We start from the raw sequence: 16,720 nt of genomic DNA on the forward strand, positions 1-16,720 counted from the left end.
CGCACGCCGGGTCGCTCCCTCACGGGAGCGGCCGCGGTGGCCGCTGCGGAGTCGCGCTCGCCGCGGCCGCCGTGGCGCCCCCGTCGCTGCTCGCCCTGCCCGCGGTGCTCGCCGGCGTCCTCGCCTACTGCGGAGCAGGGGTCTGGAGCGACGGCTTCCGGCACGCGGCCGCGACCGCGGGGCAGCCCGCGCTCCTCGCTCCCGCCCCTCTCGACCTGCTCCTGCTGCACGGGATGCTGCCGCTCGTCCTCGTCTCGGCGGGATCGTCCTCGCGGCCGTCCTCGCCTCCGGCACAGGGGTGCCCGCCGCGGCCGTCGCGGTCGTCGCCGTCGCGGCCCGCGCGATGGACGCCACCCGAGGCCCGCTGCCGCCGACGCTCCTGGGCCCCGTCCCGCTGCCGATCGGCGACGGCGCGGGGGCCGTCGTGCTGCTGTGGAACCTGGCCGGCGTGCTCGTGACGGGCGCGTCGGCCGTCGGAGTCGCGGCCGCCCCGGGTCTCGTCGCCGCCGCGCCGCTCGTGGTGCTCGCCTGCCTGCTCACCGCGCGGCGCCGCCTCGCCCGAGCCTGAGGAGCGCCGTCGGCCGCGGATGCGAGGATGGCCGGGTGACCGCGCATCCCCGGCTCGACGAGCTCATCCGCACCGTCCACGTCCTCCGCGCTCCGGGCGGCTGCCCGTGGGACGCCGAGCAGACCCACGAGTCGCTCGTGCGCTACCTGATCGAGGAGTCGCACGAGCTGGTCGACGCCATCGAGGCGGGCGACCGGGACGACCTCATCGAGGAGCTGGGCGACGTGCTCTACCAGGTGCTCTTCCACGCCGATCTCGCCGCCGACGGAGCCGAGCCCTTCACGATCGAGGACGTCGCGGCGCACATGAACGCCAAGATGATCGGCCGCCACCCGCACGTCTTCGGCGACGCGACCGCCGAGACCGCCGACGACGTCATCGCGGTCTGGGACGAGCTGAAGAGGACCGAGAAGCCGCACCGCACCAGCGTCCTCGACGGCATCCCGCAGGGCATGCCGGCGCTGGCCCTCGCCGACAAGGTGATCGGCAAGGCGACGACCCTCGGCATCGTCGACGCGGGGGAGGGGCCGCTGCCGATCGAGTCCGAGGACGACTTAGGCCCCCTGCTGCTCGCGATCGTCGCCTCCGCGCGGGCGCAGGGCCTGGACGCCGAGCGCGCGCTCCGCACCGCGACCCGCGACCTCCAGGACGAGATCCGGGCCGTCGAGCGCGAGCGCGCCGCGGACTAGCCGCGGTCAGGCGACGCGGCGCCCCTTCGGCAGGCGCGACGCCGGCGTGGCCGTCCGCCGGATCGCTCCGAGCACCAGTCCGACCGCGAGCACCAGCTGCAGCGCGAGGCCGACGAACCACGACGGCACCGTTCGAGCGAAGGTCTCGGCGGGTCCACGGTAGCCGGGCGCCGTGGCACCCGAGCAGTCGACCACGCTCTCGAGCACCGGTGGGATCTGCGACTCGCGGACCGCGAGCGCGATGCCGCCGAAGAGGTCTCCCGGCTGCCCGTTCCGATCCAGCTGCGGAGGCACGGCGTCGGCGAGGACCACGAACGGGTTGAGCGCGAGCAGGCCCCAGTAGTAGTCGTACCGCGGCACGGTGCTCGTGTACTCCGAGCCGCACTCGGGATCGGGGTTCCCCTCGCCGTCGACGAAGACGGTGCGGGTCTCGGAGGTCGTCACCGCCGTCAGGAGGCCGAACGCGATCAGCGATCCGACGCTCAGCGCCGCCACCACGAGGTAGGTGGTGACCACCGACATCAGCGGCCGGTCGAGGATCCCGCTGAGCCCCACTCCGATCGCAGCGACCACCCCGAGCTGCACGGCCAGCACGAGCACCGAGACGAGCGCCGAGACCGCCGAGACGCCGCCCGAGAGCAGCGCCACCAGGAGGAACGGCATCGCGCTCGCGAGGAACGCGAGAGCGACCAGCCAGGCCGACGCGAGCTTGCCGAGCACGAGCTGCGTGGTGGTCAGGAGCGTCACCTGCATCGTCGCCAGCGTCCCCGCGTCGCGCTCGCCGTTGATCGCGGCGCCCGACAGCGCGGGCGTGACCAGACTGCCCAGGAGGAGGACGAAGTAGACCAGCACGGAGTAGATCCAGCCGCCCACGAGCGCCCCGCTGCCGCTCAGCACCCCGCTGGCCACGACGAGGAGGACGGTGACGGCTCCGACCAGCAGGAAGAACAGTCCGAGGAGCACGAAGGACGAGACGCCGCGGACGCGCTGGGCGAGCTCGAGTCGGACGACGAGGCCCACGCCCCGCAGGAACGGCAGCGCGCGGACGGGCTCGGGGGCGGTCGTCGCGGTCATCGTGCGGACTCCTCGGTGGTCGCCGTGCTCGCTCGCCGCAGGTCGGCGAACGTGTGCTCGAGCTCCCCGACGGCGGGGGCGAAGCGGCTGACCGCGACCCCCGCGGCGACGAGCGCCGCGAGGAGGGCAGCCGCGGCCGCGTCGTCGGCGACGGGCACGAGCACCGCGTCGCGATCCTCCCGGGCGGTGGCGCCCGTCACCCGCGCGACGAGGCCGGCGAGTTCGCGCCCGCCGACCGACACCGCCTCGATGCGCCAGGTGCGGAGCGATCCGGCTGCGTGCGAGACCGCCTCCTGCGACGCCGTGGTTCCGGCGTCGAGGAACACGGCCGCATCGGCCATCTCGTCGAGCTCCGCGAGCACGTGGCTCGAGACGAGCACCGTCCGCCCCTCGTCGGCGAGTCGCAGGACGAGGTCGCGCAGGGCGATCCGCGCGCCGGGATCCAGGCCGGAGGCGGGCTCGTCGAGCACGAGGACGGCGGGGTCGTGCACGAGCGCCCGAGCGAGGCTCAGGCGCTGCTTCTGCCCGCGGGAGAGCACGCGGGTGGGCCGGTCGGCGAGCTCGACCAGATCGACGAGGCCGAGCAGCTCGTCCGCGCGCGCCTCGGCGTCGGCGCGCGGCAGCCCGTAGAGCGTGCCGGTGGTGCGCAGCGTCGCCCGCGAGGACAGGGCCGCCCAGGAGCCGAGCACATCGGGCATCCAGCCCAGCGACGCCCGCACGGCGGCCGGTTCGGCGACCGGATCGTGGCCGGCCACGAGCAGGCGCCCCGCGTCCGGCCGCAGGAGCGTGGCGAGCAGGAGCATGAGCGTGGTCTTGCCCGCTCCGTTGGGGCCGACCAGCGCGGTCACCTCGCCGGGGCGCGCTTCGAAGGTCGCGTTCCGCACGGCGTGCACGGACCCGAAGGAGCGCGAGACGCCCTCGGCGACGATGCCGCCGATCCCGCGACCGGCGCGGAAGCCGTGGGCCCGGGAGCCGGGCCCGTCGTCGTAGCGGCCGAACCCGTCCTGGGCGGACCCGTCCTGGTCGAAGTCGTGCTGGTCCGCGTGCATCCGGTCCCCGTCCGTCGCCGCCCGGAGGTCCCCTCGACCGTCCGGGCGCGGCGAGCCTAGCCGACGCCCGTGTCGCACGGCTCCGCGGCGCCGGGCGCGCGTCCGGCGGTCTGGGAGAATCGTCGCCATGGCCTCCTCGATCACCCCGCCCCGCGGCATGCGCGACTTCCTCCCGGCCGACAAGGCGAAGCGCGAGCACGCGCTCGCCGTCATCCGCCGGGTCTACGCGTCGCACGGCTTCGACGAGATCGAGACTCCCGTCGTCGAGGACTTCGAGCGCCTGCACTCGGGGCTCGGCGGCGACAACGAGAAGCTGGCCTTCAGCGTGCTGCGCCGCGGGCTGTCGCACGACGACCTGGCCGCGGCGGCCGACTCCGACGACCCGTCGGCGCTCGCCGACCTGGGGCTGCGCTTCGACCTCACCGTTCCGCTCGCCCGCTTCTACGCGACGCACCGGGCCGAGCTGCCGACCGTCTTCCGCTCGGTGCAGATCGCCCCGGTCTGGCGCGCCGAGCGCCCGCAGAAGGGCCGCTACCGCCAGTTCGTGCAGTGCGACATCGACATCATCGGGGAGCCCGGGCAGCTGGCCGAGGTCGAGCTGATCACGGCGACCGCGTCGGCGCTCGACACCCTGGGCCTGCGCGACTGCACCATCCGCATCAACGACCGCCGGCTCCTCCTGGGCATCCTCGAGCACTGCGGATTCGCTCCCGAGCGCTTCGCGCAGGCCCTGATCTCGATCGACAAGCTCGACAAGATCGGCGCCGCGGGCGTCGTCGCCGAGCTGGAGGCCGACGGTCCCGACGCCGCGGCCGTGCTCGGCGGGTACCTCGCGCGCATCGAGGAGGCCGTCGCCGCCGGGGGAGTGCCGATGGAGGAGTCCGCGATCCTCGCGATCCTGCCCGAGGGCGTGGACCCGGAGGCGGTGCTCGCCCTCGAGACCCTGGCGCGCGCGCTGCGCTCCCTGCCGGACGCGTCTCCCTCCGCTTCGACCCCACTCTCGTGCGGGGCATGGGCTACTACACCGGCACGATCTTCGAGATCGCGCACCCCTCCTCCGGCTCCTCGGTCGGCGGAGGAGGCCGCTACGACGGCATGATCGGCCGGTTCCTCGGCCAGGACGTCCCCGCCTGCGGCTTCTCGATCGGCTTCGAGCGCATCGTCGAGCTGATCGACGTGCCTGCGGACGAGCGCCCGGACGCCGTGGTGCTCGTCCACGAGCGCGACGCCGCACCGGAGTCGCTTCTCGCGCTGAAGCAGGCGCTGATCGCACAGGGCTCCCGCGTCCGGCTGGAGCGGCGCAGCAAGAACCTCGCCCCGCTGCTCGACCGGGCGACGGCCGCGGGCTTCACCCGCTTCGCCCTCGTGCCCCGCGACGCGGCCGGCCTCGACTCCCTCTCGTTCAAGCCCCTGGGCTGAGCCCGCGGGGCCCTGGGACGGGACTCACCCGATCCGCCGGGGCCGGCGGATCCGGTGGCGCGATCCTTGGCGGATCCGTGAGAGCCTTAATACCCGCGAAATCTGCGGACACACCCGAGAAATCTCCCGAGGATAGCGTCGAGGCACCCGATCGGCGCGACTTGGCGCGCCTGGACGGGCACCACGCCGCCACCCGCGCACCACAGCAGCAGCATCACCGCGGCCGCGCCCTGCAGCCCGACGATCTCGACCCGAGGAGTCCCCCTTGACCCTGTCGCCCTTCCGCACCCCGGCCTTCGACCGCCGCAGCCTCCTCCGCATGGCGGGGGTGGCCGGCCTCGCGATCGGCGGCGCGTCCGTCCTCGCCTCTTGCGCCTCCGACTCCTCGGCCTCCACCGGCGGGTCCGGCGAGGGCGGCGACCTCGGCACCCTGAAGGTCCAGCTCTCCTGGATCAAGAACGAGGAGTTCTCGGGCGAGTTCCTCGCCGACTCGAAGGGCTACTACACGGACGCCGGCCTCTCGGGAGTGACCCTCACCGCGGGCCCCTCGACCGGCACCGCCGAGCTGCTCTCCGGCTCCGCCGACGTCGCGCTGAGCGACGCCGTCTCGGTCGGCACCGTGATCGCCCAGCAGGAGGCCCCGCTGAAGATCATCGGCGCGACCTACCAGAAGAACCCCTTCACGGTCCTCTCCATCGCGACCGCGGGGAACATCACGACCCCCGCCGACATGGCCGGCAAGAAGATCGGCGTCCAGGCGTCGAACACCTCGCTGTTCCAGGCGCTCCTCGCCGCCAACGGGCTCTCGGAGTCCGACCTCACCGTCGTCCCGGTCGAGTACGACCCCTCCGTCCTCATCAACGGCACGGTCGACGGCTTCATCGCCTACCTGACCAACGAGTCGATCACCGTCGCGAACGAGGGCTACGAGGTCGTCAACCTGCCCTTCGCCGACAACGGGCTCCCGTTCGTCGCCGAGACCTTCACGGTCACCGACCAGTCGATCGCCGAGAAGCGCGACGCCCTGAAGGCGTTCCTCCTCGCCGAGATCAAGGGCTGGTCCGACGCGGTCAAGGACCCGGAGGCGGGCGCGATGCTCGCCGTCGAGGACTACGGCAAGGACCTCGGCCTCGACGAGGCCTCCTCCAAGGAGGGCGCCGTCATCCAGGCCGAGCAGCTCGTCGTCTCGGACGACACCGCCGCCAACGGCCTCTTCACGATCTCGGACGACCTGCAGAGCGAGACCATCGCGTCCCTCGCCGGCGCGGCATCGACATCTCGGCCGACGACCTCTTCGACATGACCCTCCTCGCCGAGGTCTACGAGGAGAACCCCGAGCTCGTCGACTACACCGCCTGATCCGGGCACCGATCCACCTCCACGAAGGGCACCACCCGTGACCGACACGACCGACGCCGGCGTCCTGCGCGAGCAGGACGCCGGCGGCACCGGCATCCAGATCCACGGCCTGTCGAAGACGTTCCGGATGGGCGCCCGCAGCGTCACGGCGCTGCAGGACACCGATCTGCACACCGATCAGGGCAGCTTCCTGGCACTGCTGGGCCCCTCGGGCTGCGGCAAGTCGACGATCCTCCGCATCCTCGCGGGGCTGGAGGAGCCCACGTCCGGCTCCATCCGGGTCGACGGCCGCACCCCGAAGGAGCTGCGCCGCGACAACAAGCTCGGCATCGCCTTCCAGGACCACGCGCTCCTGCCGTGGCGCAGCGTGATGTCGAACATCCGCCTCCCGTTCGAGATCGCGGGCAAGAAGGTCGACCAGTCCTACATCGACGAGCTCATCGACCTCGTGGGCCTCCGCGGCTTCGAGAAGGCCAAGCCCGCGCAGCTCTCGGGCGGCATGCGCCAGCGCGTCTCGATCGCGCGGTGCCTCATCCTCAAGCCCGAGGTGCTCCTGCTCGACGAGCCGTTCGGCGCGCTCGACGACATGACGCGGCAGAAGCTCAACCTCGAGCTGCTGCGCATCTGGACCGAGAAGCCCGCCACCACGCTGCTCGTCACGCACGGCATCTCGGAGGCGATCTTCCTCTCGGACCGCGTCGCCGTGATGAGCCCTCGCCCGGGCCGGGTCAAGGAGATCATCGACATCGATCTGCCCCGCCCGCGCACGCCCGAGATGCAGCGCACCCCCGAGTTCCACGCGTACGTCGACCAGGCCTCCGAGCTGCTGTTCGGCAACGGCGGCGCGGCCGCCGACGAGCACTAGGACGCGCACCGTGGCCACCGCTTCCCCCTCCCCGGCGCTCGAGCGCCGCTCCTTCTCCCTCCCGCCCTGGGCGTCCGGACTCCTCGGGGTCGTCGGCATCGTGGCCGTCTGGTGGGCGATCGCCCTCGTCAGCGCCCCCACCGGCTCCTCGACGTACGCCGTGGTGCCCACCCCCGTGCAGGTCGTGCAGGTCGCGATCGACGACGGCGTCGGGTTCTACTGGCGCAACTTCTCCGTCACGATCGGCGAGGCCGCGGTCGGCTACTTCTGGGGCAACGTGATCGCCCTGGTGCTCTCGGCGCTCGTGCTCGTCGTGCCGTGGTTGGAGGGGATCGTCTCGCAGCTCGCGGTCGTCACCTACTGCGTGCCGATCGTCGCCATCGGCACCCTCGTCCTCCTGATCATGGGCGGCGCCGAGGCTCCCGGCCTGCCCAGCGCGACCGCCGTGTTCCTCGCCGGCCTCTCCGTCTTCTTCACCACCGTGGTCGGCAGCCTCCTGGGGCTGAAGGCCGCCGACAAGGCGTCGCTCGACGTGGTCACGGTCTATGGAGGCACGAAGTTCACGCAGCTGCGCAAGGTGCGCATCATCGCGGCGCTGCCCAACATCCTGTCGGCGCTGCAGATCGCGGTCCCCGCGGCCTTCCTCGGCGCGATCCTGGGGGAGTACTTCGGCAAGATCGAGACGGGCGTCGGGCCGATCCTGGTCGCCGCGCAGGTCTCGCTCAACTCGCCGCGCGTCTGGGCGCTCTTCCTGCTCTGCGCGGGCGTCGCGCTCCTGGGCTACGGCATCGTCGGACTGATCGGCCGCCTCGTCGCGCCCTGGTCCTCCGGAAAGCAGGCGTGATCATGACCCTCACCCGTGGCCGGACCGAGCAGTCCACCGAGACGTCGATCCTCGCGGTCGACGAGCTCCGCCGCCAGCTGCGCTCCGCAGCACTCGGAGCGACCCTCAAGAGCCTGCGCAAGAGCGCCCTGATCGCGCTGTCGACGATCGTGATCGTCCTCGCGATCTGGATCGGAGTCATCCTCTTCAGCGGCGTCTCGCCGTACGTCATCAAGGGCCCGTGGGACGTCTGGGACCACCTCGTCACCGGCGAGAGCGCGGCCGAGCACCGAGCCGAGCTGGGCGCGCTCTTCGCGGTCACCCTCTGGGACTCCTTCATCGGCTTCGCCGCGGGACTCGTGGTGGCGATCCTCGTCGCGATCCTCTTCCGACTGTCCAAGGGCGTCGAGCACGCCTCATGCCGTTCGCGCTCCTGCTGCGCTCCGTGCCGCTCATCGCGATGGCGCCGCTGATCATCCTCGTCTTCGGGCAGGGCACGATCGCCTCCGTCGCCGTCGTCGGCGGCATCGTGGTGCTGTTCCCCGCACTGGTCACGATCGCCTTCGGCCTGAACAACGCGTCCCCGCAGATGCTCGACGTGGTCTCGGTCTACGGAGGGTCCACCCTCACCGCGATCCGCAAGGTCGCGATCCCCGGCGCCCTCCCGTCGCTCTTCGCCGCGATCCGCGTCTCGGTGCCCGGCGCCATCACGGGTGCGCTGCTCGCCGAGTGGCTCTCCACCGGCAACGGCATCGGGGGCTCGATCTCGGCGTGGTCGGCCCAGGCCCGCTTCGACGACGTCTGGTCGGCCGTCGTGCTCGTCACCGGCGTCTCGCTGGTGCTCTACACGGTCGTGCAGGTCGTCGAGACCTTCGTGCTCTCGCGGATGTCGCTCTCGCTGAACTGACGCGGGCGCACGGCGTCAGACGGTGACGAGCGCGTCCACCCGGCTGCCCGCGAGCAGCTCGCGGCCGCCGAGGCCGTCGAGCTCCATCACCACGGCGATGCCCTCGAGGCTCCAGCCGGCCCGCTCGATCAGGCGGCGGCTCGCCTCGAGGGTGCCGCCGGTCGCGAGCACGTCGTCGACGAGCAGGAGGCGGGCGCCCTTCGGCACCGCGTCCTCGTGGACCTCGAGCGTCGTCGTGCCGTACTCGAGCGTCGCGTCCTCGCGCAGCACCGCGCGGGGGAGCTTGCCGGGCTTGCGGATCGTGACGACGCCGAGACCCGCCGAGTAGGCGGCCGCCGCCGCGAGCAGGAAGCCGCGCGCCTCCACTCCGGCGATCGCGTCGATCCGCCCGCGGTAGGGCTCGAGCAGCGCGTCGGCCACCTCGCGCAGCGCCTCGCCGTCGCCGAAGACGGGAGTGAGGTCGCGGAACAGGATGCCGGGCTCGGGGAAGTCCGGGACGACCTCCGTGAGGCGCTCGACGAGGGCGGCGGCGGTGCTGGTCACGGGATCCTCCGGGAGGCTCGGGCGGCGCGGCGCGCCGTCGTGGGCGCGTCGCCGCCGGCTCGGGTTCAGGGCCCTGGAAGTCTACGCACGCCCGGCGTTCCCCTCCCGTTCGAAGGCGGTCAGTAGACTCCTTCCCGACCGCTCCCACCCTCCGGGAGCGCACCCGTCAAGAGGAGATAGTTGTGGCCCTTATCGAGGCAGTCGTCGCCCGAGAAATTCTGGACTCCCGTGGCAACCCCACGGTCGAGGTCGAGGTCCTGCTCGAGGACGGCGCGTCCTCGCGTGCGGCCGTGCCGTCGGGCGCGTCCACCGGTGCCTTCGAGGCCTACGAGCTGCGCGACGGCGACTCCGAGCGCTACCTCGGCAAGGGCGTGCAGAAGGCCGTCGACGCCGTCATCGACGAGATCGGCCCGGCCATCGAGGGCTTCGACGCCACCGACCAGCGCCTCGTCGACGCCGAGCTGATCGAGCTCGACGGCACCGAGAACAAGTCGCGCCTGGGCGCGAACGCGATCCTCGGCGTCAGCCTCGCCGTGGCGAAGGCCGCCGCGCAGTCGGCCGACCTCGACCTCTTCCGCTACGTCGGCGGCCCGAACGCGCACACGCTGCCCGTGCCGCTGATGAACATCATCAACGGAGGCGCGCACGCCGACACCGGCGTCGACATCCAGGAGTTCATGGCGGTCCCGCTGGGCGCCGAGTCCTTCTCGGAGGGCCTGCGCTGGGGCGTCGAGATCTACCACGCCCTCAAGGCGCAGCTCAAGAAGGCCGGCTTCGCCACGGGCCTCGGCGACGAGGGCGGCTTCGCCCCCGACCTGCCCACCAACCGCGAGGCGCTCGACTTCATCCTCAAGGCCGTCGAGGCCGCCGGCTTCACCCCCGGCAAGGACATCGGACTCGCGCTCGACGTGGCCTCCTCGGAGTTCTACGAGGACGGCGCCTACACGTTCGAGGGCAAGAAGCTGACCGCGGAGGAGCTCTCGGCCTACTACGCGGACCTCGTCGCGAACTACCCGCTGGTCTCGATCGAGGACCCGCTGGACGAGGACGACTGGGCCGGCTGGACCCACCTGACCGCCGAGATCGGCGACAAGGTGCAGCTCGTCGGAGACGACCTCTACGTCACGAACCCCGTGCGCCTGGCCCGCGGCATCGCCGAGAAGGCCGGCAACTCGATCCTCGTGAAGGTCAACCAGATCGGCACGCTCACCGAGACGCTCGACGCCGTGGCCCTCGCCCAGCGCAGCGGCATGACCGCGATCCTCTCGCACCGCTCCGGCGAGACCGAGGACACCACCATCGCCGACCTCGCGGTCGCGGTGGACGGCGGCCAGATCAAGACCGGCGCCCCGGCCCGCTCGGACCGCGTCGCCAAGTACAACCAGCTGCTGCGCATCGAGGAGATCCTGGGAGGTGCGGCGACCTACGCGGGTCGCTCCGCCTTCCCGCGCTTCTCGGCGTAGCCTCGGCCGACGGCCCCGGTCGTCCCGCACCTCGGTGCGGGCACCGGGGCCGCTCCCGTTCCCCGTCCGACCCGCTCACCGCGACCGAGGAGGCACCGCCATGGCACGCCCGCCCCGACGACCCTCCGCGCCCGGCTCCGCGCCCCGGCGCCCCGAGCCGGAGACGCCGCCGGCCCCGGCGAAGCCCGGCGGGAGGAAGCCCGGATCGTCCACCTCCGCCGGACCGGCCCGGGGGTCCACCGCCGGGGCGAAGCGGAGCGGCTCCTCGAGCCGGCCCGGATCCTCCCGTCCGAGCGGTCCCCGCGCCGGCGGCTCGCGCCCAGCCCGGCCGAAGCAGCCTCCGGCCCCGCCGTCGTCGGCCTGGGTCGCCGGGGTCCGGGGCTCCGGTTTCACCCTCCTGATCATGGGCATCCTGATCCTGGCGGTCGTCGTGCTCGCTCCGAGCATCAAGACCTTCGTCGAGCAGCGCGCCGAGATCGCCGAGCTCCAGCGCACCGTCGACGAGGCGAAGACGCAGTCGCAGAACCTCGACGAGGAGCGCACGCGCTGGGCGGACCCGGCCTTCATCCGCGCCCAGGCCCGCGAGCGCCTCTACTTCGTCATGCCGGGCGAGGTCAGCTACCTGGTGCTCGACGACATCGCCGTCGCGCAGCAGGCGGAGCAGCCCGCGAGCGACTCCGTGCAGCAGACCCCCACCGACTGGGCGGGCGCGCTGCTGTCCTCGATCGCGGTCGCCGGTCTGGGCGAGCCGACCGTCGATGAGCTCGCGCCGGCCGAGGAGCCCGCCCCGGCTCCCGCCCCACCACCGCACCCTGATCCGCTCGGCGTAGACTGCACCGTTCCGTCCGGTCCGACGTCCCCTGGAGCCCCCGTGACCACGCCCCCCTTCGATCCGCCCACCGAGCGCGACGTCGCCGTCGTCTCCGCCCAGCTGGGGCGGCCCGCCCGAGACGTGGTGGGCATCAGCGCGCGCTGCGTGTGCGGGAACCCGACGGTCGTCTCGACGAGTCCGCGGCTCGCCGACGGAACGCCGTTCCCGACCTTCTACTACCTCACCCACCCCGCCGCGACGGCCGCGATCTCGCAGCTCGAGGCGACCCAGGTGATGGCCGAGTACAACGAGCTCCTCGCCGAGGACGAGGAGGTGCGCGAGGCGTACGCCGCCGCGCACCGGGCGTTCCTGGCCGATCGCGAGAGCGTCGGCTCCGTGCCCGAGATCGCGGGCATCTCCTCCGGGGGCATGCCCGCGCGGGTCAAGTGCCTGCACGCGCTGGCGGCGCACTCGCTCGCGGCCGGCCCCGGGGTGAACCCGATCGGCGATCTCGCTCTCGCGCGGGCCGACTGGTCGCCCGAGCGCTGCGTCTGCCGCCCGTTCGAGCCCGACGGGGCCTGAGCACTCGATCCCGCCGCCCGGGAACGCCCCGGTCGGCCCGCACTTCGCTAGACTTCCGATTCGTCGGGGTCAGTGCTGCCACCCGCCGTCGAGAGCGGGCACTTCGCGAGTAGTAGGGTGTTCGCACAGTCCATCCCTCTGGAGAGTTCACCGTGCCCAAAATCCTCATCGTCGGTGGCGGCTACGCCGGTTTCTACACCGCGTGGAAGCTCGAGAAGTACCTGCGCGCCGGCGAGGCCGAGGTGACGATCGTCGATCCGCTGCCCTACATGGCCTACCTGCCCTTCCTCCCGGAGGTGGCCGCCGGCTCGATCGAGCCGCGTCACGCCATCGTGTCGCTCCGCCGCCACCTGAAGAAGACCGCGATCCTCGCCGCCAAGGTCACGAAGATCGACCACGCCGCGAAGACGGCGACGATCACGCCGACCGTGGGCGAGCCCTACGACTTCGAGTACGACCAGATCGTCATCACCGCCGGATCCGTCTCGCGCACCTTCCCGATCCCGGGCGTCGCCGACAACGCGATCGGCCTCAAGACGATCGAGGAGGCGACCGCGATCCGCGACCGCATCCTCACCAACTTCGACAAGGCCGCCACGCTGCCCGCCGGCCCCGAGCGCTCGCGCCTGCTGACCGTCACGGTCGTCGGCGGCGGCTTCGCCGGCATCGAGGTCTTCGCCGAGCTCCGCTCCTTCGCGAGCGCGCTGCTCAAGCGCTACCCCGAGATCGACTTCGAGGAGACGCAGTTCCACCTCGTCGAGGCCATGGGGCGCATCATGCCCGAGGTCGCCCTCGAGACCAGCCACTGGGTGCTGAAGAACCTCGACCAGCGCGGAGCGACGGTCCACCTCGACACGCAGCTCAAGTCGGCCCAGGACGGCGTCATCGAGCTCTCGACCGGTCAGACCTTCGAGTCCGACCTGATCATCTGGACCGCCGGCGTCATGGCGAACCCGTCGATCAAGAACTCCGACCTCCCGATCGAGGAGCGCGGACGTCTGCGCGTGCGCCCCGACCTCCGCGTCGGCCACGACGACGTCCTCGTCGAGGGCGCCTGGGGCGCGGGCGACGCGACCGCCGTGCCCGACCTCACCGGCGGCGGTGTCGGCGGCTACTGCGTCCCGAACGCGCAGCACGCGGTGCGCCAGGGCAAGCTCATGGCCAAGAACATCGTGGCGGTCCTGCGCGGCGAGAAGCCGAAGGACTACTTCCACAAGAACGTCGGAGCGGTCGCCGGTCTCGGCATCGGCGTCGGCGTCTTCCAGTCCGGCAAGATCGCGATCAAGGGCTTCCCGGCCTGGGTGATGCACCGCGGCTACCACGGCCTGGCGATGCCCTCGTGGGAGCGCAAGTTCCGCGTGGTCTGGGGCTGGTGGAACAACCTCTGGCTCGGCCGCGACATCGCCTCGATCGAGGCCCGCGAGTACCCGCGCGGCTCCTTCGAGACCTACGCGTCGCGCCCCAAGGCCGCTCCGGCCGCTGCTCCCGCCGCTCCTGCGGCGGGCACTCCCGGCCCCGCCGGTGCGCCCGTGACGGTCGGCGGCGAGCCCGCCAAGGCCTGACCCCGCTCCCGCGGGGCGTGAGAGATCGCGCCCCGCGGAAGCCGCCCCCATAGCCCAATCGGCAGAGGCAGACGACTTAAAATCGTCTCAGTCTGGGTTCGAGTCCCAGTGGGGGCACCTTGCGAAAGATCGCCGCGTGCCCGATGGATCCTGGTCCGGATGCATGTTGCGCCACTCGGCCGCTCGGCGCAGGGGAACGGCTCAGCGGCGCTCTCCGTCCACGATCGAGCCGGGGCGCTCTGCAGCGATCGAGCAGATCGAGAGCTTCCGGGCGAGTGGTCAGGCCGCTCGAGCGTGCTCGCTCCGCAGCCCGGGCGACTCGGCCAGGAGCGTCGCGGCGAGTGCCTCGGTGATCTCGCCGGGGGTGCACTCGGCGCAGAGGACCACCAGGTCCTCCGGGAAGGCCTCGTCCGCTCCGGAGCGGTCGAGGACGACGGCATCGGTTCCACAGCTGGTGCATTCGATCATGCGGGTACCGTACGTCCGAGCACCGACATCCGGGCCGTGCCGCCCGGCGGGTCCCGTGATCCGCAGCAGCGGCACCGCCCGGCTACCGGCCGCCGCCGACCCCGTCAAGTCCCGGCCCGGCGCCGGCGGCTCGAATAGAGTCGTGGCCAGGCGGTTCCCCTGCCGGGATCGCGCGTGCGCCGTCCCCCGGGAGCCGGGACCGTCCGTATCATCGGAGGGCGAGGTCGTACGGCCCCGTCCTCTTCTCGTGCCGCAGGGCACCGTACCGCACCGCCCGGAGACGGGCGGCAGGAGACCTCCATGGGGAAGCTGCTCTACGGCGCCTCGGGCGTCGAGATCGAATTCGACGACCGCACGCTCACGCACGTCCAGATCGTCATCGCCAACAAGCTGCGCCGTCGCGAGAGCTTCTTCTTCTCCTGGCGCGACGACCCGGCGGTGGGGGACGGCCGCTCGAGCATCTGGCTCGACCCCTCGGTGCCCCTGTACTTCAAGTACTTCGGAGGCCGCGTGCCCTCGATCAACCGCACCTGGATCGACCTGCTCACGGCGTCGGCGAACTCCTCCGGCGGGCTGCAGCTCGTGCAGGAGCCGGACGCCGCGCCCACGCCGCCCCCGAAGGGCGAGCAGGGCCCGTAAGGGACCCGCGCGCCGCTGTCCTGCACCTCCACCGCACCCGTCAGGAAGAGCGACCATGAAGCGCGACGTCTCCGCCCACCTCACCCTCGACGTGACGCGTCCCGCGTTCCTCGTCCTCTCCCTCGCGGTCGCCGCGGACTACGCGGCCCAGGAGTCGCTCGCGGTGACCCTGGACGGCGAGGCCCTCCGTCCCCGCGAGGTGCTCGACCAGCACGGCACGAGGCTGCACGTCCTCGAGCCCGGAGTGGGCGAGCTCGTGATCGACTACTCCGCCCGGATCGAGGGCCGCCTCGCCCCGCTCGAGGGCGAGGAGGTCGACCGCCTGCGCTACCTGCGGCCGAGCCGCTACGCCGAGTCGGACATCCTGTGGGCGACCGCCCGGGCGGAGTTCGCCGGGCTCGCCGGCTCGGACCTGCTCGCCGCGGTGAGCTCCTGGGTGGGCACGCGGCTCGCCTACGTCCCGGGCTCCAGCCTGCCCACGGACGGAGCCGAGCGGACGCTGCTCGCGCGGCAGGGGGTCTGCCGCGACTTCGCGCACCTCGTCGTGGCGCTGCTCCGGGCCCTGGACGTGCCCGCTCGGCTGGTCGCCGTGTACGCGCCCGGCCTGCAGCCGATGGACTTCCACGCCGTCGCGGAGGCCTGGGTGGACGGGCAGTGGCGCGTCGTCGACGCGACCACGCTCGCCCCGCGGGGGAGCCTCGTGCGGATCGCGACGGGGCGCGACGCCGCCGACACGGCGTTCCTCAGCGTCTACGACGGCGTGGCGACGCTGGGGGAGTTCACCGTCGGCGCGGTCGTGGACGTCCTGCCGGACGACGACGTGCGCGAGCCCGCGTCGATCGGCTGACGCCCCGCCCGCGGAGCCGCCCCCGGGCTACTGCTCCGGCTCGACGAAGCGCCGCCACGCCCAGATCGACGTGCAGACCACGGTGAACGCGACGACGGCGAAGACCACCGGTCCGGCGCCGCCCTCGGTCGCCCAGGCCGCGATGGTCGGGGTGAGCAGGAGGAACAGCACCGTCGTCGCGAGCAGCGTCAGCCCGAGCCACAGGGCGGGCGACCAGCGCAGGATGCTCTGCCCCGCCGGGCGTCCCACGGGGAAGAGCAGCACGACGCTCGAGCCGACCGCGAGGAGCGTCGTCGCGCTGAGGACCTCGGCGGCGAGGGCGCCGGCGAAGGAGCCCCCCGCCGGGACGACGGCCGACAGCCCCCAGGAGAGGCCCGCGAGGCCCAGGAGCGAGACCACCCGCACCACGGCGAGCTTGGCGCGGTCGACCGCGGTCGCTCCCTCCGGCAGCACCAGGCCGATCACGACGCCGAACAGGAACGCGGGATCCAGGCCCGCGAAGCGGGAGAGCAGCGCCGCGCCGGCGACGAGCAGCAGTGCGCGCGGGGATGCGACGACTCCGATGCCGGGCAGGCCCAGCCGACGGCCGACGAGGGCGGGCACGCCGGCCGCCACGGCGTTCACCACGGCGGTGGCGAGGATCACGGCGATCAGCAGGCGGAGGTAGGCGGGCTCGCTGTCCACGCGGCCCGAGAGCAGGGCGAGTCCGGCGGCGCAGCCGATCATCCCGATCACCATCGTGCGGGTCGAGGCGGGCGCGCGGTCGGGCTTGTCGTCGTACTCCACCCGGGCCCGGTTGCGTCCGGTCAGCTGGAAGGCGCGCTCGTGGCGCGGTCCGCGGCCGGCGACGGCCAGCCGGGCCGGGACGACCACCAGCGCCAGCGACGCGACGGCGAGGGCCAGCGAGCGCATCCAGTCGGCCGCCGTGCCCAGCGGTGCTCCCGAGGAGAGGGCGGTCGTCATCCCGGTCGCCGCGCTCCAGCTCCCCGGTTTCGGGGCGCCGCCGATGCCGGGGTCGGGGGCCGGCGCCGCTCCCGGAGCGGTCGGCTCGG

At 72.8% G+C, this 16,720-nt stretch carries 17 protein-coding genes, 1 tRNA gene and 3 pseudogenes; 15 read left to right on the forward strand and 6 right to left on the reverse strand.

Annotated features, from left to right (window positions below; genetic code table 11):
- Window positions 1-230 (reverse strand): hypothetical protein (locus tag B0T42_RS21615; RefSeq protein ID WP_236720374.1); only part of this gene is annotated, 230 nt, incomplete at its 3' end.
- A 68-nt stretch (window positions 231-298) separates the two neighbouring features.
- On the opposite strand from B0T42_RS21615, the gene B0T42_RS19695 reads away from it, so the two are divergent.
- Entirely contained in the window at window positions 299-568 is a 270-nt protein-coding gene (locus B0T42_RS19695; RefSeq protein WP_139344559.1) for a hypothetical protein, read from the forward strand.
- Window positions 569-603: 35 nt separating this feature from the next.
- A complete protein-coding gene (locus B0T42_RS17080; RefSeq protein WP_173892346.1) occupies window positions 604-1,257 on the forward strand; it encodes a nucleoside triphosphate pyrophosphohydrolase in 654 nt (217 codons plus the stop codon).
- Between the two features lie 6 nt (window positions 1,258-1,263).
- On the opposite strand, the gene B0T42_RS17085 is transcribed toward B0T42_RS17080, so the two are convergent.
- Window positions 1,264-2,331 carry an ABC transporter permease gene (locus tag B0T42_RS17085; RefSeq protein WP_236720375.1) on the reverse strand — a complete coding sequence of 356 codons (1,068 nt, stop codon included), beginning with the start codon at window positions 2,329-2,331 and terminating at the stop codon, window positions 1,264-1,266.
- Window positions 2,328-3,380 (reverse strand): ABC transporter ATP-binding protein, encoded by a 1,053-nt coding sequence (locus tag B0T42_RS17090; RefSeq protein WP_077224232.1) that lies wholly within the window; start codon window positions 3,378-3,380, stop codon window positions 2,328-2,330. Before B0T42_RS17090 ends, B0T42_RS17085 begins: the two co-directional genes overlap by 4 nt.
- Before the next feature lie 127 nt (window positions 3,381-3,507).
- Here B0T42_RS17090 and hisS point away from each other — a divergent pair.
- The 6 genes and pseudogenes from hisS to B0T42_RS21625 all read left to right on the forward strand — a co-directional run bounded on the left by hisS (window position 3,508) and on the right by B0T42_RS21625 (window position 8,753).
- Window positions 3,508-4,799: pseudogene (hisS, locus tag B0T42_RS17095) on the forward strand (histidine--tRNA ligase).
- Window positions 4,800-5,064: 265 nt separating this feature from the next.
- Entirely contained in the window at window positions 5,065-6,102 is a 1,038-nt protein-coding gene (locus B0T42_RS17100; RefSeq protein WP_236720376.1) for an ABC transporter substrate-binding protein, read from the forward strand.
- Window positions 6,103-6,285: 183 nt separating this feature from the next.
- Window positions 6,286-7,023 (forward strand): ABC transporter ATP-binding protein, encoded by a 738-nt coding sequence (locus B0T42_RS17105; protein ID WP_077224243.1) that lies wholly within the window; start codon window positions 6,286-6,288, stop codon window positions 7,021-7,023.
- Window positions 7,024-7,033: 10 nt separating this feature from the next.
- Window positions 7,034-7,867, forward strand: a complete 834-nt coding sequence (locus B0T42_RS17110; protein WP_077224233.1) for an ABC transporter permease — start codon at window positions 7,034-7,036, stop codon at window positions 7,865-7,867.
- A gap of 2 nt (window positions 7,868-7,869) precedes the next feature.
- On the forward strand, window positions 7,870-8,319 hold the full coding sequence (locus tag B0T42_RS21620) for a hypothetical protein (RefSeq protein ID WP_236720377.1): 450 nt from the start codon (window positions 7,870-7,872) through the stop codon (window positions 8,317-8,319).
- A complete protein-coding gene (locus B0T42_RS21625; protein WP_236720378.1) occupies window positions 8,265-8,753 on the forward strand; it encodes an ABC transporter permease in 489 nt (162 codons plus the stop codon). Before B0T42_RS21620 ends, B0T42_RS21625 begins: the two co-directional genes overlap by 55 nt.
- Window positions 8,754-8,768: 15 nt before the next feature.
- Here the strand turns inward: B0T42_RS21625 and B0T42_RS17120 are convergent, their stop codons facing one another.
- Window positions 8,769-9,296 (reverse strand): adenine phosphoribosyltransferase, encoded by a 528-nt coding sequence (locus tag B0T42_RS17120; protein ID WP_094742791.1) that lies wholly within the window; start codon window positions 9,294-9,296, stop codon window positions 8,769-8,771.
- A 182-nt stretch (window positions 9,297-9,478) separates the two neighbouring features.
- Between B0T42_RS17120 and eno the strand changes: the two genes are divergently transcribed.
- The 5 genes and pseudogenes from eno to B0T42_RS17145 all read left to right on the forward strand — a co-directional run bounded on the left by eno (window position 9,479) and on the right by B0T42_RS17145 (window position 13,831).
- Window positions 9,479-10,759 (forward strand): phosphopyruvate hydratase, encoded by a 1,281-nt coding sequence (gene eno / locus B0T42_RS17125; protein ID WP_077224235.1) that lies wholly within the window; start codon window positions 9,479-9,481, stop codon window positions 10,757-10,759.
- Window positions 10,760-11,162: 403 nt separating this feature from the next.
- Window positions 11,163-11,381: pseudogene (locus tag B0T42_RS21630) on the forward strand (septum formation initiator family protein); the annotation flags it as partial.
- A 249-nt stretch (window positions 11,382-11,630) separates the two neighbouring features.
- The gene (locus tag B0T42_RS21635; RefSeq protein WP_173892347.1) at window positions 11,631-12,152 is read left to right on the forward strand and encodes a DUF501 domain-containing protein; all 522 of its coding nucleotides are present in this window, start codon (window positions 11,631-11,633) and stop codon (window positions 12,150-12,152) included.
- A gap of 152 nt (window positions 12,153-12,304) precedes the next feature.
- Complete coding sequence (locus B0T42_RS17140; RefSeq protein ID WP_077224238.1) at window positions 12,305-13,714, forward strand: NAD(P)/FAD-dependent oxidoreductase; 1,410 nt, start codon at window positions 12,305-12,307, stop codon at window positions 13,712-13,714.
- Window positions 13,715-13,757: 43 nt separating this feature from the next.
- Window positions 13,758-13,831 (forward strand) — tRNA-Leu (locus B0T42_RS17145).
- A 162-nt stretch (window positions 13,832-13,993) separates the two neighbouring features.
- Here B0T42_RS17145 and B0T42_RS17150 read toward each other — a convergent pair.
- Window positions 13,994-14,182 carry a hypothetical protein gene (locus B0T42_RS17150; RefSeq protein ID WP_077224239.1) on the reverse strand — a complete coding sequence of 63 codons (189 nt, stop codon included), beginning with the start codon at window positions 14,180-14,182 and terminating at the stop codon, window positions 13,994-13,996.
- A gap of 300 nt (window positions 14,183-14,482) precedes the next feature.
- Between B0T42_RS17150 and B0T42_RS17155 the strand changes: the two genes are divergently transcribed.
- Entirely contained in the window at window positions 14,483-14,821 is a 339-nt protein-coding gene (locus tag B0T42_RS17155) for a DUF7882 family protein (RefSeq protein WP_055793712.1), read from the forward strand.
- 55 nt (window positions 14,822-14,876) lie between these two features.
- Window positions 14,877-15,668 carry a transglutaminase-like domain-containing protein gene (locus B0T42_RS17160; RefSeq protein WP_077224240.1) on the forward strand — a complete coding sequence of 264 codons (792 nt, stop codon included), beginning with the start codon at window positions 14,877-14,879 and terminating at the stop codon, window positions 15,666-15,668.
- Window positions 15,669-15,695: 27 nt separating this feature from the next.
- On the opposite strand, the pseudogene B0T42_RS17165 reads toward B0T42_RS17160, so the two are convergent.
- Window positions 15,696-16,720, reverse strand: a pseudogene (locus B0T42_RS17165) (hypothetical protein); the annotation flags it as partial.

The organism is Rathayibacter rhapontici (assembly GCF_001995175.1).
Classification (GTDB): Bacteria; Actinomycetota; Actinomycetes; order Actinomycetales; family Microbacteriaceae; genus Rathayibacter.